The sequence below is a fragment of the Acidiphilium sp. PM genome (genome assembly GCF_000219295.1).
Taxonomy (GTDB): Bacteria; Pseudomonadota; Alphaproteobacteria; order Acetobacterales; family Acetobacteraceae; genus Acidiphilium; species Acidiphilium multivorum.
On record NZ_AFPR01000566.1, the window covers coordinates 20859 to 32808 of the forward strand.

An 11950-nucleotide genomic window follows, 5' to 3' on the forward strand; every position below is an offset into this window, starting at 1 on the left:
TATCTTTTGCGGTCAGACTCTTAAAGGATGGTATGAGACTGTTTCAGATTCGATCTCCCTTTTGGCGTCGCGGAGCATCGACGGCAAGCACTCATCTCTTGGATAATTCGCCAAGATCCATTCCAGGACTTGGGTCAGTAAGTTCAGTGGCTATCGCTGTACGGCTGTGGCGAGAGCATGTTCATATATTTCGATATAAAATCGTAATAATTATAATAATGACTGTTATCATGTCAGGCGCCACTGCAATATATCCAGCGTTGATTGCCCACGCGTTCGCTATGTTTGCAAAGAGCGATCAGCGGATCGTCTATCAGGTTCCGGCACTGGTCCTCGCCGTGACCGCGGTGAAAGCGTTGGCGCAGTATTCACAGGCTATCCTCACCCAGCAAGTTGTGCTGGGAACGATACGGCGGTTGCAGAGTGCGATGTTCGGCCATCTCACTAGCGCGGAACTCGCACGGCTGGAACGCGAGCCGCCGGCTGCACTCGCCGCTCGCTTCACCACTGATGCCTCTGTGATCCGCGAGGCCATGAGCAGGGCGGTGAATGGCCTAGCTGATGCGTTTACGCTGGTCGGCCTAGTCGCGACGATGCTCTGGATCGACTGGGAGCTCTCGCTAATTGCCATTATGCTCTATCCTCTCGCCGGGTTGCCGATCCAGAAGATCGGAACGCGCATTCGCCGAGCCTCGGGCGGGATGCAGGCGCAGATGGGCGAAACGGCCTCCGTTCTGAATGAGAGTTTCGCGCAGGCCCGTACCGTCCGTGCCTATGGACTAGAGCGTCAGGAAATCAGCCGAGCGGAACGTGCTTTCGGCGATCTCTATCGTGCCTTGATGCGGATGATCCGTGGCAGGGCGGCTCTCGATCCGATGTTAGAAGTGCTGGGTGGCCTTGCCATTGCTCTGGTGATCGGCTTCGCCGGTTGGCGGAATGCTGCCGGCGCTTCTGGGATTGGCAATTTCACGGGTTTCGTCGCGGCGCTGCTGATTGCCTCTCGGCCACTGCGTGCTTTGGGCACCATGAACGCGGCATTGCAGGAAGGGCTCGCCGGACTCGAACGCGTCTTCGGTGTACTCGATGAACCGACGGTACTTGCCGATCCTCTCGTAATGCCGGCTCTGCCGCAAGGTGAGGGGCGGGTGGAGTTCCACCACGTCGGCTTCGCCTACCCGGATGGACGACATGGGCTGCGTGACTTGTCCTTTATCGCCGAGCCAGGCAAGACGCTGGCGCTGGTGGGGCCATCCGGAGCCGGAAAATCTACCGCGCTTGCGCTCATTCCGCGCCTCTACGATATTGATTGCGGCACGATCATGATCGACGGGGCCGATATTGCCAGAGTCTCGCTCGCGAGCCTGCGGCGATCCATCGCCTATGTCGGCCAAGATGCACTGCTCTTTGACGACACCGTGGCGGCGAATATCGCCATGGGCAGGCCCGGCGCCTGTCGTGCCGAGATAGAGCAGGCGGCTGAAGCGGCGGCAGCCAGTTTCATTACAGACCTACCAGAGGGATTCGAGACGCGAGTGGGCGTCAACGGCCAGCGACTGTCCGGGGGGCAGCGGCAGCGGATTACAATCGCACGTGCGCTACTGCGCAACCCGCGCATTCTACTACTCGACGAAGCGACCAGTGCTCTCGATGCCGAAAACGAGGCATCAGTGCAAGCAGCCTTGGCTCGTCTGCGTGCAGGGCGAACGACGATCGTAGTCGCACATCGTCTCGCTACCGTGCGCGACGCAGACTGGATCGTTGTCATGGCGGGCGGAATGGCAGTGGAATCTGGTACCCACAAGGATCTTGTGGCCAAAAATGGCACTTTTGCAAAGCTAATCCGGGCTCAGGCCCTATAAAAATTTTATTTAACTATAATAAAGCCTAACATTAATTTGGCAGAAAGCTGCAATACTGGTGATTTTTAGGATTGTCAGCCTCCAAAACAAGCCGTTCAGTACCAACACGCACCGACAACATCGTACCCATCCCGGCCGCTCAGCCTTTCTGAGGACGTGCTCCAAAGCCGACACTCGTGGTCGCCCCGCTGGCTGATAGGCACGGCAGAGCGTTCGATTATAGCCGCTCGCCCGGCGCGCAGTATCGCAGCCGCACGGCCCGCATCCGCCCGTCTGTATCCGGCATCTCCACCTTGTGCCATGTGTCCAAACGGCACTTCTTCTGGTCCGCCAGATGAACGATCCCGACCGGCGCATACGGGTAGTAGTATTCGACCAGTTCCTGGGAATCGGCCTTCACACGCCACGGTCCCATCATGTAATTGAATCGCTGCGAAAGCAGATTCACGGGCAATCTGTCCTCGTAAATAGAGAGAGAGAGAGCCATCTGGTCGGCGGTGAACGGCTTACCCCGCCGCAACAGCACGCGCTGCCAAGCCTGCATCGCGGCCCAATGTGGCGCCGTGCCTTCAAGTGCGAACACCCCGGCGTTGAGCGTTGCCTTGGCCGCGATATTTCGCAGCACGCTGTAGGGCAACCTGGCATGTCGTCCGCTCTTATACAGGAAGGAACGAATCTGTGCATAGCCAGGAAAGATCCAGCGCAACGGCACCTGATCCGACCAGTACTGGCCTGCCTCCGGTACTACGGCCCGAAGTAACGGACGGCCCGAAATTGTAGCATAAGGGATTTTTAGGGGTGTCGGAAAACCATGTCGGATTGATCCCGGCATAGCCATTCAATCCGACATGGTTTTTCGTATAGGAATATGCTCGATTTCTGGGTTGATTCCGCCTTCAATTCGAAGTGTACGGAAAACACGTGTTTTCCGTCATCGCGCGATTCCGGCCTCAGAACCGCGCTCTCCGCTCAAACCCGCAGAAAACCTCGATCCCAACCAGTCAGCGTTCCCACTTTGTCCGCTTATGCTACAGCCCAGGGCGATCCGTTACTTCGGGCCACTACGGAGAGGTGCCCCCGCCCGGCCGCTGCGAACAGCACGGCTAGCGCTGTGGGATCCTGTACCCAGGTATCGCCGTCGAGCCAAAGAATCGTTCCAGCATCCGGAAACAGCCGGTTGAGCCAAGGTTTCGAAAAATTGATCGCAAGATTGGGTCGTTTTTCCAAAGCGCGGCGCGGTGCGAACTCTGGCACGTGGGGCGGCGAGACGATCACGTCGCGCGCTGCCAAGGCATGCCGCTGCTCGTCCGTCAGTCCACCATCGATGATCGCAATCGCAAACTCGGCTGTATCAGGTGTGCGCCGAATCGAGGTAACCAAGTCTTGGACCAAGTCAAAATAACCTGTGTCAGCGCCGCTGACGATCAATTTCTGCAAGACACAATACCAATTTTTATAGAGCCTTCTGTTTGGCGGACTGCCACCTGTCAGGGTTGCTTCTAAGCCTGAGCTCAGGTCATTGCGAATCCGTCTGTTATTGCAAACCGAAAAATATCACAACCTACTGAAATAGCTCAACTATCTTTTACGGTCAGGCTCTTAGAGCTGCGGTGCGCAGCCGGTCCATGCGGGCCGCGATGACATGCGTGTCGAATCGAGCGATGCGAGCGAGGCCGGCTTCTATGAGCGTGGCGCAAGCCACCGGATCCGTCGCAAGGCGCATCATCGCATCGGCAAGGACATCAGGACTGCCTGGCGGGACATATAGAGCTGCCTCGCCGGCGACTTCAGGTAGGCCTCCCATGGCAGTGGTGATCAGCGCCGCCCCGCTCGCCATTGCCTCCAACGCGGTCAGGCCGAATGGTTCCGACCAGCGGCTTGGCACGACGACGATTGCTGCCGCGCTCATCGCTTCTAGCACACGTGCGTGTGGCCGCGGCCCTTCGAAAACGACGCCCGCTTCGGCGGCCGCGTGCCGCATGTCGCGAAGAAACGGCGTGTCCGGACTGTCGGGCCCGAAGCGGTCGCCGCCGATGATTCGTGCGCTCCACTCCGGCAAGCTCGGTAAGGCTAACCGGCAGGCAGCGATGAAATCGGCAACGCCCTTGTCAGCGACGACTCGGCCCACAAACAGGATTTCAGGCCGGCGCTGGTGCGCTGGCGGCGGCAATGCTGCGAGCGTGAGCGGATTGGACAGCACGACGACACGATCCGACCGACCGATTCCTGTTTCATAGCGCCGTTTCATCCAGTCGGAGACGCAGACCACTCGGTCGACATTGCGCAGCAGACGCGCGCGCTGTTCCACTCGCTTCAGGCCGCGCATGTCGAGCGGATCATTGTGCAGACACAGAAATATCGGCGTCCGCGGCAGAAGGCGCGCAATCACCCGCGCAAGCCGCGGCTGCTGATGGACTTCCACCACCTCAGGCGCCGCCGCGCGTAAGGCGCGGATGACGCCGATTCCGAAGGCAAGCGAGCTGTCCCCGACAATGCCCTGGAAGCAGATATCGGGGAAGACCGGCCCCGAAAACGAGCAGCCGAGCACCAGCGTCCGCTCCGGTGCGGCAGAGGCAAGGCGATGGACCACCATCGCGATGGCGCCGGCCGTCTCGGGCCCAAACCGCTCCCGGCGGTGCAAGACGATCGCGACCTGCGGCAATCGGTCGCTCGGGCCACTTGCCGCGACATCATCCAACTGGACGTATCCGCATTGCGACCGGTGTATCGGGGTCATTGCCACCTCCATCCGCCACCCTCGTCAGACAGGCCTCAACACCTGTCACCCACCAAGGCTTAATCTTGCCTACTCGAGAGGGGTAGGCCAGAGGCGCTTTCGTTCATGACGAGACATGTGCTTTCAACCACGACCGGCGATATTTTTGAAAGTTCAGATCCTGAATTATGCTTTCGTAATATCTTTTGTAGGAATCTATGACAAACGAGCGGGAGAAGGACGCGCTATATTCCATATAGGCATTTTCGATAATCGCGTTTCGCAGCCCATCGTTACCTAGTAGTTCTCTGATAGCCTCGCCCAGTGCATCTGGGTTGTCCTTTGGTACGAGCATGCCGTTTTCCCGCGTGCGGACATGCGCCTTCGGACCGGCGCTATCGCACGCGACGAGGGGGATGCCGGCGATCCAGGCATCGATGATCACGGTGCCGAACGGCTCGTAACGTGAGGGTAGAACGCAGATGTCGGCGGCGCGGAGCAGGCTGCCGCGATCGGTGCGCCAGCCCAGGAATCGGACCCGCGGGGCAACACCCAACTTTTCTGCGAGTAGTTCGAGATCGTCGCGCAGCGGGCCGTCACCGGCAATCCAGAGATAGACGTCGTCGAGCTTGACGAGGGCTTGAATAAGGGTGTCGATACCCTTCGTGGGATGCAGGCGTGATAGGGTGATGACCACTGGCGCGGTTTCGGGAGTGTTGAGAGACGCTCTCGCGAGTGGGGGTGCGTTATCGACAGAGGAAAAAGTTGGGATATACTTGGTGTCTTGCGGATTGATACCGGCTGCGACCATGTGGTCGCAGAGATCCTGTGTGACGCCGACGAACCGGTTGCACGAACTGAAGTGAGGCAGTTCCTCGTAGTCGCCGAACCAGCCGATGACGGCGCGTTTGCGCCTAGTGTGCGGCGGGATAAGGGAGGCGGCCCGGCGCATCCAGCACTGCACAATATCGGGCTGCTCCTTTTCAATCAGCCGACCGAGCCGGAACCTCTGTACCGAGCGCAGGACCGCATCCAGCGGGGACGAAACGACTCGCAGGCCTTGCGCGCGCAGTTCCGCCGTTGCCGGAGCCTCTTCGCGGACAACGACGACCTGATCCACGCCCTGTTCGTGAAGGCCGATCATCACGTCCTTCGAGTATAATTCGGCACCACCGTTGCCCTTGCCGGCCATGATTTGCAGGATCTTCAATTTCTTGCTCCCGGCATGGGGCCTAGCATTGGCCGCGCGTGTAGCTGGGCGTCGTGTAGAGCGTGTCCGGCTTGGCTGCAATGTCGCGGTGATAAACTCTGGCGGTTCACTGAACCGCGCGGTTCAGTGCGTTGGCAAGAGGCTTGCCGTGCAGGCTGTCTGGCGGCATAGGGAAGGAAGCCTCATGCAGATCATTCACGTCAGTTCATTCCCAGTTAGCCCGAAAAGCAAAAACCTGCACGCTATTTCGACCAAGCTGTCAAACGGCTTTGTACGCAATGGCCATTCGGTTATCAACTTTTCCGACCGCGATGTTGCCCGAGCGTACGGATTCGGGTACCGGCGCTGGGGGCGTAAGCGCGCCAACTATATCCTGCGTGAAATATGCGCTCTTCACAAACCACAACTACTATTACTTGGTCATGCGGATGTTATTTACGCCGAGACCATTGCCGAGATACGTAATGACCAACCTGATATTCGTATTGTTCAATGGAATGTCGATCCATTGTTTGAGCCTGATAACATTCGACGGATCGAATCAAAGCTCGACGTAGTTGATGTGACGCTGATATCAACGGCAGGTGACCTGCTCAGGCGCTTCAAGCGGCCCGGGGGTATTGTTGGATTCATGCCGAACCCAGTCGACTTCTCTATTGAGCGCGGTAACGTGCATGAGTGCGAAGATCCTCCCTTCGACCTTTTCTACCCATGTGGCAACCCTGCAAAGCCGCTCAGGCACGTGTTCGGTGTCGACTGGAATATGAATGATTTCATTACGACCCTAAGCGATCTCTGTCCGAAGCTGAACGCCTGCCTGCCTGGCATTAAGGGGGCCCCGCATCTGGTCGGCGCCTTGTACCAAGCGGCACTTGAACAGTCGGCGATTGGCCTGAATATCAGCCGTCGCCAAGATTTTCCGTTCTACAGTTCAGATCGGATGGCGCATCTGGCTGGCAACGGGCTAGCAGTCTGCATGGAGTACGGGAGTGGTTTCGAGCATCTCTTCTCAGGCCGCGAGGTCTTATTCTCGTCGACGCTTCAGGAACTGGCCGATCAGATTAACGAATTACGCGCATATCCGCGCCTGAGGCAGGAAATAGCTGCGGCCGGCCGAGATCGCTACTTTAGGCTATTCAACGAGCGTAAGGTTGCTCACTATATAGAGGAGATTACGTTTGACCGTCTCGATCGCTCTGCATATGAATGGCCGACTACACCTGAATAGCACTTATGGCCGATGACGGACACTGCTTGGTTGGCCAAGATCAACCCATATCTTCCGCTATGCATGCAGACATGCATATAAGACTGCGGAGACTGCGCGCAGTGATACGATCGCTGCCCTTGCTGCCAGCGGTAATCGCCTTCGAATTGTTGGCACCTTCGGAGCCTGTCGGCTCCCTCTTTTTCTACCTATTAGTTCCGGCTTTCCTTGCTTGGCAAATCGGCAAGGGCTGGCGCCCGTCCTGGAGAGAACCTGCGGTGTCGCTCGGCCTTGGCCTGATCTTGTGGTCTACAATCTGCCTTGCTTGGGGCCACGATCCAAGTGGTCAAGACGCGTCCCGGTTGCTCTGGTTGGGGGATGCCATCTGCACGCTTGTCTTTTTTCTGGCTTGGTTGGCGACCGACGCGGATCGCCAGAGCCGGTCATGGCTTGTGCCCACGCTTCTGGCCAGCGGGGCAGGTAATGCCCTTTTCGCGATAGGTCGGCATCTCCTGTTCGATCCTGCCGGTATGCGGATGTTGGGCTGGGGCCTGACCGGGCAGCCAGTGCCGGGCAGCGCCATCATGGCGGTCCTGTTCGTCGTCGCTTTCGATCGCTTTATTCGCTTGATCCGCGTCGACCGCCGTACAGCGATCTACCATCTCGGAGCCTTGATTATCTTCGGGCTGTTCATGATCCTCTCCAACAGCCGCGGACCAGTTCTTGCGGTTGCCATCGCTACCGCCTATCGGTTGAGTCGGGAACGTTGGCAGATCGCTGCTGGCCTCGGGCTCACGGTTTTTACCGGCCTTGTCGGCATGTTCGCAATTTTTCCACATTGGGCACGAGCTCTCTTGGCCAATGATTTTCAGCGAGGCACCGATTGGCACGTCACAATCTGGCGCGCTGCGCTGGCCGCCATTGCCAGCCGCCCAGTGGTCGGTTATGGACCCACTGCGCGGCTACCGATCAACCTTCCTGGCCTGCCCTACCCGTTCCCGCACGATCTTTACCTGTCGACCCTGTTCTATTCGGGGGCGATAGGACTCGTTCTCCTTGCCCTCCTGATGATTACGATTTTCCGCAATTCTAACCGGCTCCCACCAGTCTATGTCGCAGTTTGTATAATTCCACTCGTCTCGGGGATTACCGATCTCAGTCAAATAATCAAGGGCCCATCGGCGATCTGGTTCGTCTTCTGGGTGCCGGTTTTGCTAAATATAACAGCAATAATGCATCAGAAAGAGTATTGAGTTATTTTAAAAACACTTTTTCATTTCTTGATTTTGACATATTATAATTTATAATGTCCAAATTATGGACGAATCCATGATGAAACTTCAACAAAATGCCCGCCTTTACGCTATAATAACTCACTTTTCCCAGAGGGAATTGCCTGTCCAACTACCCGTGAAGCAACGGCTCCGCCATTCGCAACCCAACAACCAGCGTCATTAAGGCGGTAGATACATGGTCGAGAATCATCACTATCGGCTCGCAGAAAAGTTTACTAGATTCAATATTTCAAATTGGATTTCTGGTGTTCGTTCATTCTTCCAAACGTGCCTTTTGGCTAATCTCTTTGAATTTTGCGATAGGTCTCAAAGCTACGGCGGAGCAGTTCGTTAAGCTTCAGATCGTGCTGAGCCGCATAAGTCTTAAATTCTCGACGAAAGCCTGCTGACACACGAAAATTGAGTGGCGCCAGTCCCCCTTCCGCTTCCCCCTCTGGGTCTCGGCGCGAGGAGGAATTAGCTTTGTCATCGACGTCGGAAGGCTGTGGTTCCGCTGAGGCACCGCGACCTTGCATGTCCGGCGCAGGAGACGCACTGCCTTTAACGGCAACTAGGCTAGCCGATAATGCGGCCGCAGGTTTCTTGCTCATCATCCTTGCCCTTTTGATATGCGTGCTTTCGTGCTTTTTGCTATTTGTGCTTTCACGAATTTCCAAAGTTCGGCTATTTCTGCCGCACTGCGTCCCTTCGCATCGCTCTCCTGAACTGTCCGGCCGTCGATCATAGATCCCGCATAATCGACTCTGTCGTGGACGATGGCTGAAGCTACGGTTCCGTGCTCTGAAAGAGCGGCCATCGCCTGTACTGTGAGCCTGGTGTTCGGCTTGGCCTGAGTAACCGCAAACGCAAAAGGGCCGCCCGCCGCGCGCACTAGATCAACAGTGCTGCCCACCGCGCGCAAATCGTGCGGACTTGGGCGAGTTGGAATCACTACGAGGTTGGCTGACCGGACGACGGCACTAATGGCTTCTGTGATCGCAGGGGGGGTATCAACAAACGCAAAGCGATAGCCGGCATCAGAGAGCGCTCGTAGCTTGTCTGGCAAGTCGGCGATGGACGTCGGAGCCAAGGCTGGCTGTTGTGCCTCACGAACGTTCCACCAGGCCGACAGAGAGCCTTGCGGATCAGTATCAATCAGCACCGCAGGCCCATCTCCGGCAATTTCTGCCGCCACGGCGAGATGTGCCGCAAGAGTGGTTTTGCCTGAACCGCCTTTCTGGCTTGCAAGTACTATTACGTGCATTTTGTCTTTACGTTTAGAACGATTACTGTTTTTCGTTAATAACATAAAAAATGAAAGCGTGCAATACTATTATAAAGTTTAAACGATTTTTGTTTTTCTTGCTTCCGTTTTTTCGTGCTTTTTGGTTTGCCTGAGATGCTGGCTCAACTCAGGCAGCCTCGTCGCGTCCGGCCTTGCGCGGTCGTCCGCCCTTACGTCCGTTCACTTGGGCGCTACTCCGTTTCGCTGGCGAACTCGCCTTGCCTCCGTGGCTCGCAAAAAGCGCGGCGATGCTCTGCACCGGCAGCATTGCCGGAAGAACGGCCGTCAGGAGACCGTTCACGCTGATATGGATATCGCGCTTCTCCAATGCGATCGCTGATCCGTCCGGCCAGAGTTCCAGCCCGATGAGATCCTTTTTGCTCGCACCCTGCAGGGCCCCGATCCATTGAAGAGGGATCAGAAACCCGGCATTCCGGGTGGTGATGATCTCGAGCGCTTCGCGCTCTGGTGCATAGCGAACCGATTGGGCTCGAATCTCCGTCTCCGCCTCTGCCCGACCGGCTGCCAGAGCACTCGCGTAGTCCGTATCCGTGATTCGCTGCTTGGTCATGATCGCAATCTCACTTCTCTCGTCGTGCCGTCCCGAAGGATCAGTCGCACCACTTCATTCCCGGGGTCATAGTCCGTCTTCGCAATCTGGCGAGCCCCCACTTCTCGGCCCGGCAGCAATTCGACAATTCCGCCATTAAGAACCCGGACCCATTGGTTCGTCAGACACGTGGTCTGCCTGATTTCCCACCAGGCTTTTCGGCAGTCCGGCAATCGCGCCTCGATCTCGCCGAGGAGATGATTAAGTACGCGCAGCTGAGGGATGTTCTTCAGCGGCGCGATGCTGAGCAACGTTACTGCGTCCCCAAGATACGAAAATCCAATTCGCGCGACCCAATCGTTGCCTCGATGCCGGGCATGAACATGTGGCGGGCAGTGATCGTCGGTAAAGACGTAGACCACAGCGCCGGTCGCCTCGGATATGAACACCCGGCTCATAGCTTGATAATAACCTATCGGCTTGGGTTTTCAACTTATTCTCGCGAATCGTGTTCAAGCATGGCGAATCACGTCGCAGACGGTCTGGACACTCAGCAGAAAGACAATCGCCGGCGCTGGCCGCATCAAGCGCCGACACCAGAAAGTCTTTGATTTTAATTGATAAAATCCAAAACCCAGAAATTAATGGACAGATCTGGATTCTCGATCCTACGGTTTACGAATCGATCGGGGATCCGGTTTGCGTGTTTATCGGGTCTCGAGCCATAATCCGCAAACCAGGCCAACTGGTAAGGGTGTAGGTTTTAAATCGATGGGTCGGGGGTTCGAATCATGCAGATGACTGCCTAGACATGCAAAAGCCCGCCTTGCCGGGCGGGCTTTGCGTAAACTCGTGACGGGCCGTGATGGCTAGGCCGTCTGGAAGTGCTTCCCCAGACATAGCCATTGCGAGCTTTCTTGCCAAGCGGAAATTGCCGTTTCTGCTGAGGGGAGAGCTTTGCCCGTTGCGATCCAGCCACAACGGAGGATCACGATGGCGACGGAAAGTCCCGGTTTCGGGCAAAATACCAAGACAAATCAGAGGTCTGTCGGGCTTCGCCGGCTGAGTCTGGCGATGATTGCGACGGACCGGACTGCGGAAGGTTTCACCGGACTGTCAGACGGGGCAGGGGGGCCGGGTGCGGTTCTGGCGGCCTTCAAGGCGGCGGCGCCGTATCTCGGCCTGCCGCCGCGGGTGGTGCATGCGGTGGACTGGCTGTTCCGCTTTACCCAGCGGCAGGACTGGGAGCCGGGGGCGCGTCCGGTGGTGTGGCCGTCCGCTTCTGTGCAGCAGGCGGATCTTGGTCTCGGGGCGACCCAGGCGAAGGCGCTGAACCGGCACCTGGTCGAGCTGGGCCTGGTGGCGATGCGGGACAGCCCCAATGGCAAGCGTTACGGGCGGCGGGACCGCGGTGGGCGGATCATCGAGGCGTATGGGTTCGACCTGTCGCCGCTGGCGGTGCGGTTCGAGGAGTTCCGGGCCGTGGCGGAGAAGGGGCGGGCGGAGCGCGAGGCGGTTCGCCAGCTGCGCCGGCGGGTGACGATCGCCCGCAAGGCGATCGAGCAGATCGTGGAGACGGCGGTTGAGGTGGGGCTGGAGCCGGGGGCCTTCGTGCGGGAGGCGGAGGAGGCGCGTCGCCTGTCCTGGCGTCTCTCCAGGGCGGAGAGCTCTGAGGTTCTGGCCCTGGGCGTGGCGAAGCTGGAACGCTGTCATGGCGGGCTGCGCGGCCGGCTCGATGAACTGATCGCCGGGAGGCCGAAAACCTCGCAGAAAGACGTGGAAACCGACCCCAGGGGGCCGGATTTCCGACCCCACCAATACAAATACAAATCAAACCTTGATCCTGAAC

Annotated in this window: 11 protein-coding genes; 4 read left to right on the plus strand and 7 right to left on the minus strand. The window is 57.7% G+C overall.

Going from position 1 to position 11950, the window contains the following annotated elements:
* Positions 1-32 precede the first annotated feature (32 nt).
* Complete coding sequence (locus APM_RS18510) at positions 33-1859, plus strand: ABC transporter ATP-binding protein (protein WP_083818720.1); 1827 nt, start codon at positions 33-35, stop codon at positions 1857-1859.
* A gap of 217 nt (positions 1860-2076) precedes the next feature.
* On the opposite strand, the gene APM_RS18515 is transcribed toward APM_RS18510, so the two are convergent.
* The 4 genes from APM_RS18515 to APM_RS18525 all read right to left on the minus strand — a co-directional run bounded on the left by APM_RS18515 (position 2077) and on the right by APM_RS18525 (position 5785).
* Positions 2077-2571: a hypothetical protein gene (locus APM_RS18515; protein WP_007424922.1), complete on the minus strand. Its 495-nt coding sequence runs from the start codon at positions 2569-2571 to the stop codon at positions 2077-2079.
* A gap of 311 nt (positions 2572-2882) precedes the next feature.
* The gene (locus APM_RS21850; protein WP_138919270.1) at positions 2883-3296 is read right to left on the minus strand and encodes a hypothetical protein; all 414 of its coding nucleotides are present in this window, start codon (positions 3294-3296) and stop codon (positions 2883-2885) included.
* Between the two features lie 154 nt (positions 3297-3450).
* The gene (locus tag APM_RS18520) at positions 3451-4557 is read right to left on the minus strand and encodes a glycosyltransferase family 4 protein (RefSeq protein ID WP_007424923.1); all 1107 of its coding nucleotides are present in this window, start codon (positions 4555-4557) and stop codon (positions 3451-3453) included.
* 142 nt (positions 4558-4699) lie between these two features.
* Positions 4700-5785 (minus strand): glycosyltransferase, encoded by a 1086-nt coding sequence (locus APM_RS18525; RefSeq protein ID WP_050807234.1) that lies wholly within the window; start codon positions 5783-5785, stop codon positions 4700-4702.
* 184 nt (positions 5786-5969) lie between these two features.
* Between APM_RS18525 and APM_RS18530 the strand changes: the two genes are divergently transcribed.
* Positions 5970-7013, plus strand: a complete 1044-nt coding sequence (locus tag APM_RS18530; RefSeq protein ID WP_050807235.1) for a glycosyltransferase — start codon at positions 5970-5972, stop codon at positions 7011-7013.
* A 101-nt stretch (positions 7014-7114) separates the two neighbouring features.
* Positions 7115-8245 carry an O-antigen ligase gene (locus APM_RS18535; RefSeq protein ID WP_158005019.1) on the plus strand — a complete coding sequence of 377 codons (1131 nt, stop codon included), beginning with the start codon at positions 7115-7117 and terminating at the stop codon, positions 8243-8245.
* Positions 8246-8876: 631 nt separating this feature from the next.
* On the opposite strand, the gene APM_RS20940 is transcribed toward APM_RS18535, so the two are convergent.
* From APM_RS20940 to APM_RS19955, 3 genes are all read right to left on the minus strand, one after another.
* Positions 8877-9530 carry a ParA family protein gene (locus tag APM_RS20940; protein ID WP_007424927.1) on the minus strand — a complete coding sequence of 218 codons (654 nt, stop codon included), beginning with the start codon at positions 9528-9530 and terminating at the stop codon, positions 8877-8879.
* Positions 9531-9678: 148 nt separating this feature from the next.
* Entirely contained in the window at positions 9679-10122 is a 444-nt protein-coding gene (locus APM_RS18540) for a DUF2442 domain-containing protein (protein WP_007424928.1), read from the minus strand.
* Positions 10119-10559: a hypothetical protein gene (locus APM_RS19955; protein WP_050807236.1), complete on the minus strand. Its 441-nt coding sequence runs from the start codon at positions 10557-10559 to the stop codon at positions 10119-10121. Before APM_RS19955 ends, APM_RS18540 begins: the two co-directional genes overlap by 4 nt.
* Positions 10560-11175: 616 nt before the next feature.
* On the opposite strand from APM_RS19955, the gene repC reads away from it, so the two are divergent.
* The coding region (repC, locus tag APM_RS18550) for a plasmid replication protein RepC (RefSeq protein WP_371259417.1) at positions 11176-11950 on the plus strand (775 nt) is incomplete at its 3' end.